The organism is Pseudomonas sp. PDM15 (assembly GCF_014851565.1).
Lineage (GTDB): Bacteria > Pseudomonadota > Gammaproteobacteria > Pseudomonadales > Pseudomonadaceae > Aquipseudomonas.
The window spans coordinates 498,458-515,401 of sequence record NZ_JACVAA010000001.1; the positions used below are offsets into that span (position 1 = coordinate 498,458).

The following is a 16,944-nucleotide window of genomic DNA, read 5'->3' on the forward strand; positions in this document are numbered from 1 at the left end:
GGATTGGGCTAAAAGAAAGGTCGGGCGAAAGGTCGGCTGAGAGCGAGGACGAACATGCGGCGGATACTGGCAATCCTGATCACGGGCGCGTTGCTGGCGTCGCCGGTCATGGCCGAGCGTAGTGAGCTGGGCGAATTGCAGCTGACCGAGGTGGTGGGTGGTCTGGAACACCCGTGGAGCCTCGCCTTCCTGCCGGATGGCCAGGGCAGCCTGATCACCGAGCGCCCCGGGCGCCTGCGCTGGCTGGATGCCCAGGGCCGCCTGCAGGCGCCAGTGGCTGGGGTACCGCAGGTGTATGCCCGTGGCCAGGGCGGCTTGCTGGACGTGGCGCTGTCGCCGGACTTCGCCAGAGATCGCCTGGTCTACCTGAGCTACGCCGAGGCGGACGAGTCCGATGACAAGGCCGGTACGGCCGTCGGCTGTGGTCGGCTGAAGGAAGACATGAGTGCACTGGAGGATTTTCGTGTGATCTTCCGCCAGCAGCCCAAGCTGTCCGAGGGCATTCATTTCGGTTCGCGCCTGGCCTTCGATCGACAGGGTTTGCTGTACATCAGCCTGGGCGAGAACAACCAGCGCGCCACCGCCCAGGAGCTGGACAAGCTGCAGGGCAAGCTGGTGCGGCTGAACCCGGATGGCAGCGTACCGCCGGACAATCCCTTCGTCGGCAAGCCGGGCGTGCGCGCGGAGATCTGGTCCTACGGCCACCGCAATCCCCAGGGAATGGCGCTCAATCCCTGGAGCGGCGTCATCTGGCTGCACGAGCACGGCCCGCGCGGCGGCGACGAGATCAATATCCCGCGCAAGGGTTTGAATTACGGCTGGCCGCTGGCCACCCACGGGGTCAACTACAGCATGCTGCCGATTCCCGAGGCGCAGGGCGAGGTGGTGGCCGGCACCGAGGCGCCGCAGCATGTGTGGGAAAAGTCGCCGGCGATCTCCGGCATGGCCTTTTATGCCGCCGAGCGCTTTCCGGCCTGGCGGCACAGCCTGTTCATCGGCGCATTGGCCGATCAGTCGCTGATCCGCCTGCAGCTGGACGGCGACAGGGTAGGGCACGAGGAGCGGTTGCTGCAGGACAAGGGCTGGCGCATCCGCGATGTGCGCCAGGGGCCGGATGGCTATCTGTATCTGCTGACCGATGCGCCGGACGGCAAGCTGGTTCGGCTGGGGTTGGCCGACTGAGTGGCGGCCCTCAGTGGGCCGCCGCCTCCATGGCCGAGTCGACTTCCTGGTTGGCCACCAGCTCCGGCGGCAGCGGCTCGGTGACCACGCTGAAGTCGCTGATACGGATGGCGCCGCGGCCTTCGCCGAGCAGGTGGAAGGAGAAGGCCTTGCGCGTTTCCGGGTTGTCGAAGTCGAAGCTCAGCTCGACGCTCTCGCCGCGTTTGAGCGCAGGCAGCGGCGGAATGACCAGGCTGTTGTTGCGGTCGAACTCCTTGGTGATCAGGCGTAGCGCGGCGCCGCTGCGATCCAGACGCACGGCCTCGATCTTCAGGGTCACGCGGGTGCGGGTGCCCTTGGGCATTTCCAGGTACTGGGCGCCGATCAGGTTGTCCGCCCAGTCGTCACGCGACTCGGCCTTGAGGTCGATGCGCTCGCGGTTGGCGAACTGGTAGCGCTGGCCGATCTGCCCACCCGTGATGGACTGGTCGAGCAGGGCAGCGCGCTGGCTGACCAGACGCGCCTGACGGCCGCTGACCCGACCCAGGTACTTGGGATGGTCGGCGATGAAGCCTGCGCTCTCATAGCGGCGGCAAACCTGCTGGAAGTTGCACTCGGTGAACACCCTGCCGTCGTGCTGGCGCAGCAGGCCATTGGTGTAAGACATGATCTCGCGGGGCTTGGCGTAGTCGCGGAACAGCGAGCGGCCGGCGATGTTGTCCGGTACTGGCAGGTCGAAGTAGTCCAGCACCGAGGCGGTCAGGTCGACGTGGCCGTATACCCCTGGCTTGACCTGGGGCAGCTTGTCGCCGTCCGGCGCCAGCACCAGGTTGAAGCCCCAGGCCGAAGCCAGGCGTACGTTTTCCAGGCCGTGGGATTCGTCGGAGGTGACGATCACCAGGGTGTCCTTCAGCACGCCCTGTTTTTCCAGGCCTGCGAGGAAGTCCGCGACCGCATCGTCCAGGTAGCCGATGGCGGCCTGCTTGGCGGTGGGGTAGCGCTCCAGATACTCCTTGGGCGCGGAGTAGGGCTGGTGGGTGCCGACGGTGAGCAGGGTGAGCATCCACGGCTGCTGGTTGCCGCGCAGCTGCTTGACGTACTTCAGCGCGCCTTCGAAATAGGACTTGTCGTCCATGCCCCAGGGGAATTCCAGGTACGGCTTGTTCTTGAACCAGTCGCGGCCGTGGGTCTGCTGGAAGCCCATGTGCGGCATGATCTGGTCCTTGGCCATGAAGCGCAGACCGGCACCCTGCAGGAAGTGGGTGCGGAAGCCCATGGTGCGCATCTGGTGCGGCAGGCACTGCAGATTGCGGGTCTGGCTGTTGAGCAGCTCCACGCCCTTGGGCGTGCCGGAGTCCAGCTTGCCGTAGTCGCCACAGAGCATGGCGTACAGGCCGCGGATGGTCTGGTGGCTGTGCAGCACGTAGTCAGGCGTGGTCATACTGCGCTCGGCCCACTCGCTCAGGCGCGGCATCAGGTCTTCTTCGTAGCTGCTGCCGATGAGCTGGCGGTTCTTGGCGATATAGGCGCCGGGAATGCCTTCAAGGGTCACGATCAGCACGTTGCGCGCCTTGCCGCCACCCGGCAGCAGCGGTGTACCAGAGAGGTCCAGCTTGCTCAGACCGTCGATATCCGGCGGCAGGCCGGAATCCTCGCCGGCATACCAGTCCTCCACCGCCACCCGGGCTCGGCTGGTGCCTTCGGCCAGCACCTTGTGCGGCAGGTTGAACAGGCGCCACTGGTCGTCTTCGCTCGGCTCGATGTACTGGTCGATGGCGTGGCTGAATAGCAGGGCGACCGGCAGTGCATAGGCGTAGCGGGAAATCTTCGGTCCGGCGCGGCGTCCGACCAGCAGGCAGGCCAGCACGCTGATCACCAGGGCGCCGGCCAGTAGCGGATAGCGCAGGCCGCTACCCTGGGTGGACTGGCTGACGAACTGGGGGTCGCTCAGGTATTTGAGGTCGCTGGGCTCGGGCATGCGTCCGACGGCGTTGACCAGCTCGGCGTTGCTCAGCAGAAAGAGGGCCCAGATCGCGGCCAGCGGAGCCGCCAGCAGCGGCCGGCGATAGCACAGCAGCAGGGGCAGCCCGCCGATGCCCAGGTCGGAGACATAGCCCGGCCAGCTGGACCAGCCCAGCCAGTAGCGGGCGGCGATGGGCAGCACAACGAACAGCAGGCCGAGGGCGAAAAGCGACGCGGCAGGGTACGGCAGCCAGCGACTGGAAAGGCGCACAGGAGCTCCTGAGATAGGGCAGCGAGAATCCGTGTAGTTCAGACAGATGGAGCGGGTCGAAGTTGCGGAATGCCATGATTCTGAAACATGCCCGTGCTAGACGCCAGTGGCGCATGTTACCGGCTGTCTCTTGGCGCCAGGGTGTAGAATGCTCGCCTCTTCGAATTGGGTGGTGAACATGGCTCTGATCGGGCGCTACAACTCTCTGCAGGTGGCCAAGCTGGCCGACTTCGGCCTCTATCTCGACGGCGATGCCGACGGCGAGATCCTCCTGCCCAAGCGCTACATCCCCAAGGGCGAGCCGTGCGAGGTCGGCGATTGGCTCAACGTGTTCGTCTACCTGGACAGTGAAGACCGCCTGATCGCCACCACCGAGAAGCCCAAGGTACAGGTCGGCGGCTTCGCCAGCCTCAAGGTGGTGGATATCAATCGCATCGGCCTGTTCTTCGACTGGGGCCTGTCCAAGGACCTGTTGATGCCGCACTCCGAAGAGAAGCGCCCGCTGCAGGTCGGCGACTACTGCGTGGTGCACGTCTACCTCGACCGCAGCCGACGCATCACTGCCACCGCGCGGCTGGATCGCTATCTGGACAAGACCCCACCGAACTACCAGGTCGGCCAGGAAGTGGATCTGCTAGTGGTCGAGCAGACCGATCTGGGCTTCAAGGCCATCATCAATGGCCAGCACTGGGGGCTGATCCACAAGAACGAGGTGTTCAAGTTCCTGCGTGGCGGCTCTCAGGAAAAGGGCTTCATCAAGGAGCTGCGCGCCGATGGCAAGATCAGCCTGAGCCTGCAGCAGGTCGGCCAGCAGGCCCGCGATGAGCTGTCCGAGCAGATCCTCACTGCGCTGCGTAATGCTGGCGGCAGCCTGGCGCTATCCGACAAGAGCTCGCCCGAGGCCATCAGCAAAATCTTCAGCGTCAGCAAGGGCAATTTCAAGAAGGCCATCGGCGGGCTGTTCAAACAGGGGCTGATCCGCATCCTGGATGACCGCATCGAGCTGGTCTGACACCGAAGCGCAGGCGGTATGCAGCCTAGCGGCCGATTCCGCCATGCTCGCGGGCTGTCTGGCCGCGGCGATTTCGCCGGCGTTGCGGCGCGTTAGAGTGGGGGCGTATTTCACACAGCGGAGTCGCCATGAGCCCCGAGGAACACTATCAGCGTTTGCAGAACATGTATGGCGCCGCGCCGGTCAACGCCTTCTACCAGCCGGTCATGCGTGTCAGCGACGGCGAGGCGGAGATCGAGATTCAGGTGGAGGGGAAGTTCTTTCACGCCGCCGGTGCGGTACATGGCTCGGTCTACTTCAAATTGCTCGACGACGCGGCTTTCTTCGCCGCCAACTCCCTGGAGCCCGAGGTGTTCGTGCTGACCACGGCCTTCACCACCTACCTCACCCGCCCGGTGTCGGCCGGCAAGCTGAAGGCGGTAGGTAGGGTGGTCAACCGCAACAAGTCGCAGTTCATCGCCGAAGCCGTGCTGTATGGCGAGGACGGCAAGGAAGTGGGGCGCGGCAACGGGGTGTTCGTGCGCAGCAAGATTCGCCTGGGCGACGCTTTGGGCTACCCGGACTGAGTCAGGGCTTGCGCGCCAGCAGCACCGCACGGGTCGGGGCTGGCAGGCCTTCGAGGGTACGGCTGTGGTCGGCCGGGTCGAGGAATTCCGGCAGCGACTGGTAGCGCATCCAGTCGGTGCTGCGCTGCTCTTCCACGCTGGTGGTGGAGACATCCACGCAGCGCACATCGACGAAGCCGGCGCGGCGCAGCCACAGCTCCAGCGCCGGCACCGAGGGCAGGAACCAGACGTTGCGCATCATCGCGTAGCGGTCCTCGGGCACCAGCACCTGCTGGGCGTCGCCTTCCACCACCAGGGTTTCCAGCACCAGCTCGCCGCCCTTGAGCAGGCAGTCCTTGAGCTCCAGCAGATGGTCGATGGGCGAGCGACGGTGATAGAGCACGCCCATGGAAAACACCGTGTCGAAGCCTTCCAGCTTCGCCGGCAGCTCTTCCAATGCCAGCGGCAGGTGCCAGGCCGGCGCATCGGGCAGGTAGTGCTTCACCGCGAGGAACTGGTTGAGGAACAGCCAGTTGGGATCGACGCCAACCACGGCATCGGCACCGGCGCCGAGCATGCGCCACATGTAGTAGCCATTGCCGCAGCCGACATCGAGGATGCGTTTGCCGGCCAGATCCAGATGCGGGGCGACCCGTTCCCATTTCCAGTCGGAACGCCATTCGGTGTCGACATGCACGCCGAACAGCTCGAAGGGCCCCTTGCGCCAGGGGATCAGGCCCTGCAGCGCGCTCTTCAGCGCGGCGCGGGAGGCCTCGTCGCAGGTGCCGTCCAGGCGCAGCGCAGTGCGCAATTCGGTCGTTTCCAGCGCCAGCGTCGGCAACGCCTCGACGGCGGCGAACCAACGCGCGAGGTCGCCGTGGCCCACGGCAAGCTTGGCGTCAAGCTGGGCGGGCAGGTCGGCGGCCCAGTCCTGCAGCGGGCTGCCGGCCAATTGCTGTTGCAGGGCGTCGAGGTCGAGGCGAGAGAAAATCATGGCAGGGCGATCAGCGAGGCAAAGTTGAGGCACTGGAACCAGGGCACGACCTTGGAGAAACCAGCGGCCAGCAGGCGTTCGCGATGCTGCTCCAGGCTGTCGGGTTTCATCACGTTCTCGATGGCGCTGCGTTTCTGGGCGATTTCCAGCTCGCTGTAGCCATTGGCGCGCTTGAACGCCAGGTGCAGCTCACCGAGCAGGGTATGCTCGGCGTCGTCCTCGAAACGCAGCTTCTCGGAGAGGATCAGCGCGCCGCCGGGCAGCAAGGCCTGGCGGATGCGGCTCAGCAGCTCCTGGCGCTGTTCCGGCGCGACGAACTGCAGGGTGAAGTTGAGCGCCACCAGCGAGGCGGGCTGGAAGTCCAGGCTGAGGATATCCGCTTCGATCACCTCGACTGGCAGCAGCTCCTGGAACATGGCGTCCTGGGCGTGCAGATATTCGGAGCAGCGCTCGACCATGGCATGGGAGTTGTCCACCGCGATCACTCGGCAGTCATCGGTGCGCACGTGGCGGCGCAGGGCCTGGGTCACCGCGCCAAGGGAACAGCCGAGGTCGTACAGGGCACTGTGCGGCTGGGCGAATTGCGCGGCCAGTACGCCGAGGTTCTCGACGATGGTCGGGTAGCCGGGCACCGAGCGCTTGATCATGTCCGGGAAGACCTTGGCCACGTCCTCGTTGAAGACGAAGTCCGGCACCTGGTCCAGGGGCTGGGCGAAGAGTCGGTCGGGCTGCTGTTTCACGGTGATCGGTCCGGGCGCAAAGGCCGGCATTCTAGCCAAGAGCTTGCAGCAACCCAACCGCCATCAGGGCAACTGATCCAGGATGAATTCGCCGCCGCCCTGCAGCGGGCCCAGCGGGTTGCGCTTGACCTCGTAGCGGCGGATGTTCGGCTCGCCGTTGCTGACCTTGTGCACCAGCGTGTCGTCGACCAGCACGAATACCGCGCGGAAGGTCCAACCTTTCAGCTCCCGCGTCTTGCGGAAGTTGAGCACATCGGCCCAGAAGCTGCCCACACGCTGGGTGTCGGTCTTGTTGAACTCGAAGGCGTAGCCGATGCAGCGATCCTTGGCCTCCAGACAGCGCAGCATGCCGTCCGGCAGGTATTCGATCGGCACGTTGGGCTGGACGAACATCAGACGCAGATCGATGAACGAGAGCATCTTGCCGTTGCCCTGGCTGAGCGGGTCGAAGCCCAGGTCGAACAGCTCGACGCGGGTGGTCTTGCCCGGTTGCGCCTGGGCGTAGCGGATCTCGGTGTCGAGATAGTCCCCGAAGGGAGAGGTGACCTCGGCACGTTGACTGGGCAGCAGGCTGGTGCAGCCGGACAGCAAGAACAGCGAGAGCATCAGTAGCGCCCACGGGTAGCCGCGCATGGCAGCCTCCTTGAAAGGTCCTGACTCTCTCTATAGACGATTTGGCGAAGCGCTGCCGTCTCACCCGTGAGACAGTCGGCTTATCCGTGGCGATGACCGGAAACGGGTGGCTATCCGGGCCGCAAGGGTTACTCTTGTGCTATCTGCCCGATAAGGAACGCTGGGAATGCGGACGGCAACCCGACTCCAGGCCGGCTTTATGCTGGCCATCCTGATGCTCAGCCTGAATGTGCTGGTGCCGCTGTTCGGCGAGAGTTGGATCGAGGCGACTCATGTGCGCTACGAGCATGAGGAGAGGCTGCTGGCGCGCAGCGAGCAACTGCTGGCGGCGTTGACCGACGGCGAGACCGGGCAGCGCGGTTTCGTCATCACCGGGCGGGACGATTTTCTTTCGCCCCTGTATCTGGGCTTCTCCGATGTGGATCGGTTGCTGCTGGAGCTCGGCCAGGAGGCAGCCCGCGATGCCGAGCTCAAGCAACAGCTGGACAGGCTGCAGCCGGTAATCGCCGAGCAGCGCAGCTACCTGCAGGGCATTGTCGACATCCGTCGCCTGGAAGGCCTGGAAGCGGCCATTGCGCAAATCTCGGCCGGCAAGGGCAAGCAGTTGATGGATACCCTGCGCGGCTTCAGCGGCGAGATGCAGGCCATCCTCAACACACGCCTGCAGGTTCTGGAGCAGCGGCGCGAGTGGCAGCGGCGGGTGATGTGGGGCGCGACCGTGGCAATCGGGCTGCTCGATCTGGTGTTGATCGGCCTGTTGTTCCACTTCACCTTCCGCACCCTCAAGGACGGGCGCACCGCCCGCCTCAACCTGCGCCATCTGAGCGAGCAGCTATCGACCGGCATGCAGCGCCTGGAGCTGCGCAACCGCGAGATTTCCCTGCTCAGCCGGATGGCGGGTGCGCTGCACTCGATCAACAGCTTCGAGGAATGCTACGGCATCATCGGGCGCTTCGCCGGGCAGCTGTTTCCGCAGAATGCCGGTGGCCTTACGCTTTACCATCCTTCGCGCGATGTGCTGGAGAGCGTCGCCCATTGGGGCGAATGGCCGCCGGGCCTCGACCTGTTCGAGCCACATGCGTGCTGGGCCATCCGTCGCGGCCAGAGCCACCAGGTACGCGACCCGGACAAGGATCTGCTTTGCCCGCATCTGCACGGCACATCCCTTACCGAGCATGGTTATGTCTGTGTGCCGATGATGGCCCAGGGCGAGCCGCTGGGCGTGTTGACCCTGGGTGGCGAAATGGCGGCCGACCTGGAGCTGGCCGAGGCCTTCGCCGAGCAAGTGTCGCTGGGCGTGTCCAACCTGTCGCTGAGAGAGAGCCTGCGCCAGCAGTCGCTGGTGGATGCCTTGACCGGCCTGCACAACCGTCGCTTCCTCGACGAAACCCTGCGCCGCGAGTTGCTGCGCGCCGCGCGCAAGCAGGTGCCGGTGGCCGTGGTGTTGCTCGACGTGGATCACTTCAAGCGCTTCAACGACACCTTCGGTCACGAGGCTGGCGACCTGGTGCTGCGCCACCTGGCCATGGAGATGAAGCGTAGCGTGCGCACCAGCGACCTGGCCTGCCGCTATGGCGGCGAGGAGTTCTGTCTGGTGATGCCGGAAATCAGTCGCGAAGACGCCATCGAGCGCTGCGAGTCCCTGCGCCTGGCCGTCAGCCGCCTGCAGGTACGCTACGGCGGCCAGCCGCTGGGGCCGATCAATATTTCCCTCGGCCTGGCCTGGTTCCCGCTGGACGGCGAGCAGATGGACGCCCTGCTGCATGCCGCCGACCTGGCCCTGTACCAGGCCAAGCGTGGCGGGCGTAACCGCCTGTGCATCTACCGTCGGGAAATGGATGGCGCCGAGGAGGCACCTTCCAGCTGAGCCGGTCGGGTGAGCAGGGCCACCGCCGAAGCGGTGATGCCGAACTGCCCCAGCCAGTAGCTGAGGATGATGGCGTAGCTGGCGCCCTCGAACGGTGCGACGAAGCGATTGATGCCGATCAGGCTATCCGACAGCACGAACAGCGCCGCACCGCCCGCTGCCAGCCAGGCCGAGGTGCTAGCCACCACGCCGACCCGCGCCAGCGCTCGCCACAGCATGGCGCCGATGGCCAGGCTGTACAGGGCTACCGGTAGCAGCAGTGGCCCAAGGCCGGCGCTGGCCAGCACGAAGAACATGCCGCCGGCCGCCAGGATGGCGAGCAGCAGGTCCATGGGCGCCAGGCGACGTGTATCGCTCAGGTAAGCCACCAAGTAGGCCAGGTGAGCGAGCAGGAAGGCACCCAGGCCGAACACGAAGAGGTCGGCCGGCCACTGCAGCAGCATGTCGCCCAGCAACGACAGTCCCAGGCCGATGGCGATCCAGCGCCTATGGGTGCCTGCGGGCGCCTGATGCAGCCAGATCAGCAGGCAGATAATTGGTAGTGGCTTGCTCAGCAGCGTCAGCCACTTGAGTTCGAAGTGCAGGCCGAGCAGGAAAAGGGCGACGCCGGCGAGGGCGACGATCAGCAGCAGTGGGCGCATGGCGGGACTCTCTTGTTGTTTGCGCCATTATTGCCATCGCCCTGGCCGAGGCCAGTGCGTTAAGTGCCAGGCCGGGTGCTTTATCGCGTCAGCTGCTAGAGCCAGATTTCTTCTTGCTTGTCGCGTTCCTTGATTCTCTGCAGGACTCGCTCGGCCTCTTCGCGATTGCGGCAGGCGAGTAGAAAACGATTCTTTCCGGACTTGCGATTCCAGACGGCCGGGCTGCCAGCTTTGGTGGTGATGATTTCACAGTCACCAAGGTTCTTGGGCAGACGTACCCTGGCCATGGTTATGCGGCTCAGCGCACTTCGATCTGGCAGTCGATGATCTTGGCCGGCTTCACTTCCACTTCCCAGGGACGCCGGTACTGCATCAGCAGGCGGCCCGTGCCGGGCTGATAGGCCTGGTAGCGCCAGGTGGACTGACCGCCGGCTCCCACCAGTCCAGCGTCTTCCGGCGTCACGTAGACCTCCTTGCCCAGGCTGCGCAGCACGCCGGGCGCGGCATCGGCCACGACCCATCGGAAGCCGGTGGTGGGATTGCTCGGCAGGGTGATGTTCAGGGTCTGGCCGCTGTGCAGCTCCATCGGGCATTTGCCGAGTTGCTTCTCTTCCACGCTCACGCTGGGTTTCGGCTGCGAGGTGCAGGCGGCGAGCAGGGCGAGGCTGCAAGGAAGCAGCAGGCGGTGGGCACGGTTCATGGCGGACTCCTGTCGATCATAAGCCCGCACAGCATAGCCGTTGGCTCCGCGTGCGGGCGAGAGGGCGCGACCAGGTCGGGTGACGCTCGTACACAACGGCACGGACTTCAGCCGCCCTGCATATCAGCCGAACAGCACCCTGGCCACGTCGGTATAGCGTCTGGCGAAGTGCACGGTCAGCCCCTCCTTGAGATAGTCCGGCAATTCGGCGAAGTCGCCACGGTTGGCCTCCGGCAGGATCAGTTCGAAGATCTTCTGCCGCCGCGCGGCTATCACCTTCTCGCGGACTCCGCCGATGGGCAGCACCTGGCCGGTGAGGGTCAGCTCGCCGGTCATGGCCACGCCCTTCTTCGGCGCCTGGTTGCGGGCCAGGGAGAGCAGGGCGCTGGCCATGCTGATGCCGGCACTGGGGCCATCCTTGGGGGTAGCGCCTTCCGGTACGTGGAGGTGGACGAAAGCCTGATCGAAGAAGGTCGCATCGCCACCGAACTTCTTCAGGTGGGCGCCGATGTAGCTATAGGCGATCTCCGCCGACTCCTTCATCACTTCGCCGAGCTGGCCGGTGAGCTTGAAGCCTCGGTTGAGGGTGTGAATGCGCGTGGCCTCGATCGGCAGGGTGGCGCCGCCCATGCTGGTCCAGGCCAGGCCGGTGATCACGCCGGTGCCGTTGAATACCTGCTCGCCGCGGAACACCGGCATGCCCAGGTAGGCCTCCAAGTCGCGGGGGGCGATCTTCACCTGGCTGCCCGGGTTGTCCAGCAGCTGCACCACGGCCTTGCGCACCAGTTTGCCCAACTGCTTCTCCAGCTGGCGCACCCCGGCCTCGCGGGCGTAGCCCTCGATCACGCCCTTCAGCGCCGCATCGCTGATGCTCAGCTGGTTCTTGCTTACCCCGGCCTTTTGCAGCTGACGCGGCCACAGGTGGCGCTTGGCGATAGCCAGCTTCTCCTCAGCGATATAGCCAGACAGGCGGATCACTTCCATGCGGTCAAGCAGCGGGCCGGGAATGGAATCGAGGGTGTTGGCGGTGCACACGAACAGCACCTTGGACAGATCCAGGCGCAGGTCCAGGTAGTGGTCGAGGAATTCGACGTTCTGCTCTGGGTCGAGGGTTTCCAGCAGCGCCGAGGCCGGGTCGCCCTGGTAGCTGGCGCCCATCTTGTCGATCTCGTCGAGCATGATCACCGGGTTCATCACCTCGGCTTCCTTCAGCGCCTGCACCAGCTTGCCGGGCATGGCGCCGATGTAGGTGCGGCGGTGGCCCTTGATCTCCGCCTCGTCGCGCATACCGCCCACACTGAACCTGTAGAACGGCCGGCCGAGGGATTCTGCGATGGACTTGCCGATGCTGGTCTTGCCCACGCCGGGTGGGCCGACCAGCAGCACGATACTGCCGGAGATCTCACCCTTGAAGGCGCCGACGGCGAGGAACTCAGTGATGCGTGCCTTGATGTCGTCCATCCCGGCGTGATGCTTGTCCAGCACCTTGCGAGCATGGCCGAGGTCGAGCTTGTCCTGGCCGAACACGCCCCAGGGCAGGGCGGTGGCCCAGTCCAGGTAGTTGCGGGTCACGGCGTATTCCGGCGAGCCGGTTTCCAGGATCGCCAGTTTGTGCAGTTCCTCGTCGATACGTTTCTTCGCCTGCTCGGGCAGGGTCTTGCCGGCCAGGCGCGCGCGGAACTCGTCGGCGTCGGCGCTGCGATCATCCTTGGTGATGCCCAGTTCATGCTGGATCACCTTGAGCTGTTCCTTGAGGAAGAACTCGCGCTGGTGCTGGCCGATCTTGCGGTCGACCTCGGCGGACAGCTCGTTCTGCAGGCGCGCGACCTCCACCTCCTTGCGCAGCAGCGGCAGCACCTTCTCCATGCGCTTGAGGACCGGAACGGTATCCAGCACTTCCTGCAGCACACCGGCTGGCGCGGTGGTCAGGGCGGCGGCGAAGTCGGTGAGCGGCGATGGATCGTTGGGGCTGAAACGGTTGAGGTAGTTCTTCAGCTCTTCGCTGTACAGCGGGTTGAGCGGCAGCAGTTCCTTGATCGCGTTGATCAGCGCCATGCCGTAGGCCTTGACCTCGTCGCGCTGGTCGCTGGCGCTCGATGGATACTCGACTTCGGCCAGGTAGGGGGGGCGATGGCGCTTGAGCCAGCCGCGTACCTTGACCCGGCTGAGGCCCTGGGCAACGAACTGCAGCTTGCCGTCGACCCGGCTGGCCTGGTGGATCTTCACCAGGGTGCCGTGTTTGGGCAGGGAGGCGGTATCGAAATGGCGCGGGTCGGTCACCGGCTGGTCGACGTAGAACAGCGCCAGGCACTTGTGCTCGGTATTGGCCACCAGCTCCAGGGTCTCGGTCCAGTGTTCCTCGCTGACGATCACCGGCAGCACCTGGGCCGGGAAGAACGGCCGGTTGTGGATGGGCAGTACGTAGAGCTTGTCCGGCAGCGTCTGGCCGGGCAGTGCAAGGTGGGTGGCCTGGCGGTGCGCCTCGGCCTCGATGTACTCGGAACTGTAGTCGGAGCTGTTGTCCTGATCGCTCATGGCGGCCCTGTTCAGTCGATCGATGATGCGGTTTAGATGGGGCGAGGCCGCAGGGATTTCAATCCTGTTCTCTGGTTGCGCCTTTTCACGCAAAGGTGCAACCAATGCCATTTGTCGGTGCTACTGCCTCTTTGCGGTTTAACTGGTTAAAGTGCAACCCTCGCTTCGCTTTGGTGCATCTCCATGCTCAATGCCCGCCTCGCATGTCTGGACAGCCAGGCCCACGAACATGCCCATGACTATCACCAGCTGGTGATGTCGCTGTCCGGGCGCGCGGAATTCGAGGTCAGCGGCCGTGGTGGCGAAGTCAGCCGCATGCGCGCCTGCCTGGTGCCGGGCGACGCCGACCACCAGTTCGCCGGCATGGGTGACAATCGCATGCTGATCCTCGACCTGGATGAACGCGATACCTCGCCGGAAGACCTCAGCCTGCTCGCCGAGCTATTCGAGAGCCCGCGCTACCCGACCCTGGATGCCGATTTCCAGAACCTGCTGAGCTACGCCGGCGCGGAGCTGGCCCGTTATGGCAGCGACCCGCACCTGGCCCGCGCCCTGGGCGGCGTGCTGTTGCGCGCGCTGCACCTGCGCCTGTTCGGCGAGCGCGGACGCGGCACCATTGCCAACCTCGATCTGGGGCGGCTGGACGCCTATATCGCCGAGCACCTGGCACACCGGATCACGGTGATCGAGCTGGCCCAGGTGGCCTGCCTCAGTCCCAGCCACTTCCACGCCCAGTTCAAGGACAGCGTGGGCCTGACGCCGCACCAGTACCTGCTCAAGACCCGCCTCGACCACGCCGCACGCCTGCTGCGCGAGAGCCCGCTGGCGCTGGTGCGGATCGCCGAGGAGTGCGGATTCTCTAGTCAGAGTGCGCTGACCACGGCCATGCGCCGCTACATGGGGCTGACGCCCAAGCGGCTGCGCGGCCTGCAGTAGATCCTCAGTCGCCGGTCGCCACTGGCCGCGCCGGATCTGTGATCCATTCGCTCCACGAGCCGGCGTACAGCGGCGCCAGCGGATAGCCGGCCAGGCTCATGGCGAACAGGTTGTGACAGGCGGTGACGCCCGAGCCGCAATAGGCCACCAGCGATTCCACCGGGCGCGAGCCGCGCAGGGCGTCGAAGCGGGCGCGCAGCTGCTCGGCTGGCAGGAAGCGGCCGTCGCCACCCAGGTTGTCGGTGAACACTGCGCACTGAGCCCCGGGAATATGGCCGGCCACTGGGTCCAGTGGCTCCGTTTCGCCACGGAAGCGGGGCAGGGCGCGGGCGTCGAGCAGGGTCAGCTCGGGGTTGCCCAGGCGCTGCTGCAGTTGCCCTGCGTGCAACAACAAGGCGGCATCCGCCTGGCCGCGGAAATTCCCCGGTGCAGCTACCGGGGCCTCGGTGCTCAGCGGCAGGCCGGCTTCCTTCCAGGCCTTGAGGCCGCCATCGAGCAGGTACACGCCCTCACGCTTGCCCAGCCAGGCCAGCAGCCACCAGGCGCGGGCGGCGAAGGCGCCGGGGCCGTCGTCGTACAGGGCGATGGGCGAGTCGTTGTCGATGCCCCAGGCGCGCAGTCGGTCGATCAGCGCAGCCGGTTCGGGCAACGGATGGCGGCCGGTGACGCTCTTGATCTTGGCCGAGGAGAGGTCGTGCTCCAGATCGGCGAAGCGGGCACCGGGGATATGCCCCTCGCCGTAGCTGCGGGCGCCGTAGGTCGGGTCGTCGAGGGCGAAGCGACAGTCGAGAATGACCAGGCCCGGCTCCTGCAGGCGGGCGTGCAGATGGTCGGCGGTGATCAGCTGGGCGAGTGGCATGGGACCTCCTGTGTCGTATTCATGGCCAGACGCATCATAAGGACAGCCACGAATAACCAGAAGCGAACCCGGGAGCCTTTTGGCACTCTCACTGCGGTTCGCCACACGAGGTAACCCCATGCTCAGCCTGCATCCTGCCATCGAAAGCGCCAACCTGGCCCGCCGCGTCGGCGTGGTCCTGGGTTCGCTGCTGGTGACGTTCTATTACTGCAGCAAGGTCCTGCTGCGTGCCGTCACTGGGCGCCTGCGGCGTGCCGACGTGGACCGCTATACCCGCCGCTGGTCGGGCCTGCTGCTGCGCCTGGTACGCATGAACCTCAGCGTGCACGGCGCAATGCCCGACTTCAACGACGGCCGCCGCTACATCCTGCTCAGCAGTCACGCCAGCCACTATGACATCCCCGCCAGCTTCGTCGCCCTGCCGGGTTCGATCCGCATGTTGGCGAAGAAGGAGCTGTTCGGCATCCCGATCTTCGGTTCTGCGATTCGCGCCGCCGAGTTTCCCTCGGTGGACCGGCACAATCGCCAGCAGGCGGTGAAGGACCTGGAGAACGCCAAGCGCATGATGGAGAGCGGCATCGTCCTGTGGGCCGCGCCCGAGGGCACCCGCTCTCGGGACGGCCAGCTGTTGCCGTTCAAGAAAGGCTGCTTCCACCTGGCCCTGGACATCAACGCGGTGATAGTGCCGATCGCGTTCCGCGGCATCTCCGAGGTGCTGCCGGCGCGCACCTGGCGTTTCAATCTCGGCCTGCCGGTACAGCTGCACATCGGCGCGCCGATCGATGCCAGCCGCTACGACGTCGAGCAGTTGCCCGAGTTGATGGCCCAGGTGCGCCTGAGCATGCAGGACCTGCTGGGTGAGCCGGCGCCCAGCGTGGTGCCGGCCAGGCTCACCGAACAGCCGGTGTAAACGAAAAAGCCCGCCGAATGGCGGGCTTCTTCATTGCGGGGCAGGTGCTCAGCGGATTTTCAGCTTGCCGATCCGATCATTGTCCAGGCTGCCCAGGTACAGGTAGTCGCCCACCGGCTTCACCGAGGTGACCATGCGCAGGTGAGTGCCGCTGGTGTCGTGCAGGCTCTGCACGATCTCGCCTTTCTCATTGAGGGCGATGGCCAGGCCGTAGGAGGCGGGCTTCGGCCACAGCGAGCGCGGCAGCTTGGCCAGCTGGGCCTTGACCCAGGGCTGGGCCTGGAGGAAATCGGCGTCGCTCTTGCGCGGGGTGGGCAGGGCCACCCAGAAGGTGCCGGCGCGGTCGCCCTGCAGGTTGTCCGGCATGCCCGGCAGGTTGTCGGCGAACAGGTCATGGGTGCCGGCCTTTTCACCCTTCAGCCAGTAGCGCTGGATGCGGTAGCGGTAGGTCTCGTTGACCAGCACGAAGTCTTCGTTCTGCGACAGGGCCACGCCGTTGGCGAAGTACAGGTCCTTGAGCAGCACCTGGGTCTTGCCGGTGGCCGGGTCGAACACCATCAGGCGGCCATAGGGGCGGCCTTCGAGCAGGTCGAGCAAGTAGTCTGGCTGCTGGAACTTGCTGGAGGCGTCGGTGAAGTAGATGCGTCCGTCGCTGGCGATATCCAGGTCATCGGTGAAGACGAACGGGCCGCCCTCGGCCTCGGTGGCCAGCACTTCGATCCTGCCGGCCGGGTCGATGCGCAGCAGGCCCTTGTAGGCGTCGGCGACGATCAGGTTGCCCTGGGCGTCGAAGTCCATGCCCAGCGGGCGGCCGCCTGTAGCGGCGAAGGTTTGTGCCTTGCCGTCCGCGCCGATGCGCACGATGCGCCCGTCATGCAGGCCGGCGTAGACCTGGCCCTGGGCATCCACGGCGGTGTCTTCCGGGCCATGGATCTGCCCCTGGGCCAGCAGCTCGGCCTTCATCAGGGTATCGTTGGGTTCCAGCACGCCGGTCATCAGCGGTGCGGTCTGGGGCTTCCAGGCCAGCGGTTCGATGGGGCTGGGGGTGATGTAGAGGAAGGCGCCGATGGCCAGGCCGACCAGCACGAGTAGGCCGAGGAGCTTTTTCATTGTGTTTCTTCCCTGGTTTGCGAATGCGCGGCAGTTTACACGCTGGCGGGCTGGGAGTTGCCAGTGCG

16 protein-coding genes are annotated in these 16,944 nt (G+C 65.5%); 6 read left to right on the plus strand and 10 right to left on the minus strand.

Annotation, left to right across the window (positions count from 1 at the left end; all coding sequences use genetic code 11):
• Positions 1-108: 108 nt before the first annotated feature.
• Positions 109-1,182 carry a PQQ-dependent sugar dehydrogenase gene (locus tag IB232_RS02410; protein ID WP_225592125.1) on the plus strand — a complete coding sequence of 358 codons (1,074 nt, stop codon included), beginning with the start codon at positions 109-111 and terminating at the stop codon, positions 1,180-1,182.
• Positions 1,183-1,192: 10 nt separating this feature from the next.
• On the opposite strand, the gene IB232_RS02415 is transcribed toward IB232_RS02410, so the two are convergent.
• On the minus strand, positions 1,193-3,394 hold the full coding sequence (locus IB232_RS02415; protein WP_192396968.1) for an LTA synthase family protein: 2,202 nt from the start codon (positions 3,392-3,394) through the stop codon (positions 1,193-1,195).
• A gap of 178 nt (positions 3,395-3,572) precedes the next feature.
• On the opposite strand from IB232_RS02415, the gene IB232_RS02420 reads away from it, so the two are divergent.
• Both IB232_RS02420 and IB232_RS02425 read left to right on the plus strand, forming a co-directional pair.
• Positions 3,573-4,406 carry a S1 RNA-binding domain-containing protein gene (locus tag IB232_RS02420; RefSeq protein ID WP_192396969.1) on the plus strand — a complete coding sequence of 278 codons (834 nt, stop codon included), beginning with the start codon at positions 3,573-3,575 and terminating at the stop codon, positions 4,404-4,406.
• Positions 4,407-4,534: 128 nt separating this feature from the next.
• Positions 4,535-4,972: a PaaI family thioesterase gene (locus IB232_RS02425; protein WP_192396970.1), complete on the plus strand. Its 438-nt coding sequence runs from the start codon at positions 4,535-4,537 to the stop codon at positions 4,970-4,972.
• Position 4,973: 1 nt separating this feature from the next.
• On the opposite strand, the gene cmoB is transcribed toward IB232_RS02425, so the two are convergent.
• From cmoB to IB232_RS02440, 3 genes are read right to left on the minus strand one after another with little or no spacing between them, the layout of a single operon-like run.
• Entirely contained in the window at positions 4,974-5,945 is a 972-nt protein-coding gene (cmoB, locus tag IB232_RS02430; RefSeq protein WP_225592079.1) for a tRNA 5-methoxyuridine(34)/uridine 5-oxyacetic acid(34) synthase CmoB, read from the minus strand.
• Positions 5,942-6,715, minus strand: a complete 774-nt coding sequence (gene cmoA, locus IB232_RS02435) for a carboxy-S-adenosyl-L-methionine synthase CmoA (protein ID WP_192396971.1) — start codon at positions 6,713-6,715, stop codon at positions 5,942-5,944. The genes cmoB and cmoA overlap by 4 nt, the downstream gene beginning before the upstream one ends.
• Before the next feature lie 33 nt (positions 6,716-6,748).
• Entirely contained in the window at positions 6,749-7,318 is a 570-nt protein-coding gene (locus IB232_RS02440) for a hypothetical protein (RefSeq protein ID WP_192396972.1), read from the minus strand.
• A 166-nt stretch (positions 7,319-7,484) separates the two neighbouring features.
• Between IB232_RS02440 and IB232_RS02445 the strand changes: the two genes are divergently transcribed.
• Entirely contained in the window at positions 7,485-9,185 is a 1,701-nt protein-coding gene (locus IB232_RS02445; RefSeq protein WP_192396973.1) for a diguanylate cyclase, read from the plus strand.
• Here IB232_RS02445 and IB232_RS02450 read toward each other — a convergent pair.
• The 4 genes from IB232_RS02450 to lon all read right to left on the minus strand — a co-directional run bounded on the left by IB232_RS02450 (position 9,140) and on the right by lon (position 13,061).
• Positions 9,140-9,826: a lysoplasmalogenase gene (locus IB232_RS02450; protein ID WP_192396974.1), complete on the minus strand. Its 687-nt coding sequence runs from the start codon at positions 9,824-9,826 to the stop codon at positions 9,140-9,142. The two genes, IB232_RS02445 and IB232_RS02450, sit on opposite strands and share 46 nt — an antisense overlap.
• Before the next feature lie 95 nt (positions 9,827-9,921).
• Positions 9,922-10,113, minus strand: coding sequence for a hypothetical protein (locus tag IB232_RS02455; RefSeq protein WP_192396975.1), 192 nt, complete (start codon positions 10,111-10,113; stop codon positions 9,922-9,924).
• An 11-nt stretch (positions 10,114-10,124) separates the two neighbouring features.
• Entirely contained in the window at positions 10,125-10,526 is a 402-nt protein-coding gene (locus tag IB232_RS02460; protein ID WP_137972325.1) for a protease inhibitor I42 family protein, read from the minus strand.
• Positions 10,527-10,649: 123 nt separating this feature from the next.
• On the minus strand, positions 10,650-13,061 hold the full coding sequence (gene lon, locus IB232_RS02465) for an endopeptidase La (protein ID WP_192396976.1): 2,412 nt from the start codon (positions 13,059-13,061) through the stop codon (positions 10,650-10,652).
• A 183-nt stretch (positions 13,062-13,244) separates the two neighbouring features.
• Here lon and IB232_RS02470 point away from each other — a divergent pair, with 183 nt between their 5' ends.
• Positions 13,245-13,997, plus strand: a complete 753-nt coding sequence (locus tag IB232_RS02470; protein ID WP_192396977.1) for a helix-turn-helix transcriptional regulator — start codon at positions 13,245-13,247, stop codon at positions 13,995-13,997.
• A gap of 4 nt (positions 13,998-14,001) precedes the next feature.
• Here the strand turns inward: IB232_RS02470 and IB232_RS02475 are convergent, their stop codons facing one another.
• Positions 14,002-14,856, minus strand: coding sequence for a sulfurtransferase (locus tag IB232_RS02475; protein ID WP_192396978.1), 855 nt, complete (start codon positions 14,854-14,856; stop codon positions 14,002-14,004).
• 118 nt (positions 14,857-14,974) lie between these two features.
• Between IB232_RS02475 and IB232_RS02480 the strand changes: the two genes are divergently transcribed.
• The gene (locus tag IB232_RS02480) at positions 14,975-15,766 is read left to right on the plus strand and encodes a lysophospholipid acyltransferase family protein (protein ID WP_192396979.1); all 792 of its coding nucleotides are present in this window, start codon (positions 14,975-14,977) and stop codon (positions 15,764-15,766) included.
• Between the two features lie 48 nt (positions 15,767-15,814).
• Here IB232_RS02480 and IB232_RS02485 read toward each other — a convergent pair whose 3' ends face one another.
• A complete protein-coding gene (locus IB232_RS02485) occupies positions 15,815-16,876 on the minus strand; it encodes an SMP-30/gluconolactonase/LRE family protein (RefSeq protein ID WP_192396980.1) in 1,062 nt (353 codons plus the stop codon).
• Between the last annotated feature and the right edge of the window lie 68 nt (positions 16,877-16,944).

Excerpts from the sequence above, each read along its gene's own strand:
- IB232_RS02455 (WP_192396975.1), bottom strand. The coding sequence starts at position 10,113 with ATGGCCAGGGTACGTCTGCCCAAGAACCTTGGTGACTGTGAAATCATC.
- lon (WP_192396976.1), bottom strand. The coding sequence starts at position 13,061 with ATGAGCGATCAGGACAACAGCTCCGACTACAGTTCCGAGTACATCGAG.
- IB232_RS02410 (WP_225592125.1), top strand. The coding sequence starts at position 109 with ATGGCCGAGCGTAGTGAGCTGGGCGAATTGCAGCTGACCGAGGTGGTG.
- IB232_RS02485 (WP_192396980.1), bottom strand. The coding sequence starts at position 16,876 with ATGAAAAAGCTCCTCGGCCTACTCGTGCTGGTCGGCCTGGCCATCGGC.
- IB232_RS02470 (WP_192396977.1), top strand. The coding sequence starts at position 13,245 with ATGCTCAATGCCCGCCTCGCATGTCTGGACAGCCAGGCCCACGAACAT.
- IB232_RS02440 (WP_192396972.1), bottom strand. The coding sequence starts at position 7,318 with ATGCGCGGCTACCCGTGGGCGCTACTGATGCTCTCGCTGTTCTTGCTG.
- IB232_RS02480 (WP_192396979.1), top strand. The coding sequence starts at position 14,975 with ATGCTCAGCCTGCATCCTGCCATCGAAAGCGCCAACCTGGCCCGCCGC.
- IB232_RS02475 (WP_192396978.1), bottom strand. The coding sequence starts at position 14,856 with ATGCCACTCGCCCAGCTGATCACCGCCGACCATCTGCACGCCCGCCTG.
- IB232_RS02450 (WP_192396974.1), bottom strand. The coding sequence starts at position 9,826 with ATGCGCCCACTGCTGCTGATCGTCGCCCTCGCCGGCGTCGCCCTTTTC.
- IB232_RS02420 (WP_192396969.1), top strand. The coding sequence starts at position 3,573 with ATGGCTCTGATCGGGCGCTACAACTCTCTGCAGGTGGCCAAGCTGGCC.
- IB232_RS02460 (WP_137972325.1), bottom strand. The coding sequence starts at position 10,526 with ATGAACCGTGCCCACCGCCTGCTGCTTCCTTGCAGCCTCGCCCTGCTC.
- IB232_RS02445 (WP_192396973.1), top strand. The coding sequence starts at position 7,485 with ATGCGGACGGCAACCCGACTCCAGGCCGGCTTTATGCTGGCCATCCTG.
- cmoB (WP_225592079.1), bottom strand. The coding sequence starts at position 5,945 with ATGATTTTCTCTCGCCTCGACCTCGACGCCCTGCAACAGCAATTGGCC.
- IB232_RS02425 (WP_192396970.1), top strand. The coding sequence starts at position 4,535 with ATGAGCCCCGAGGAACACTATCAGCGTTTGCAGAACATGTATGGCGCC.
- cmoA (WP_192396971.1), bottom strand. The coding sequence starts at position 6,715 with ATGCCGGCCTTTGCGCCCGGACCGATCACCGTGAAACAGCAGCCCGAC.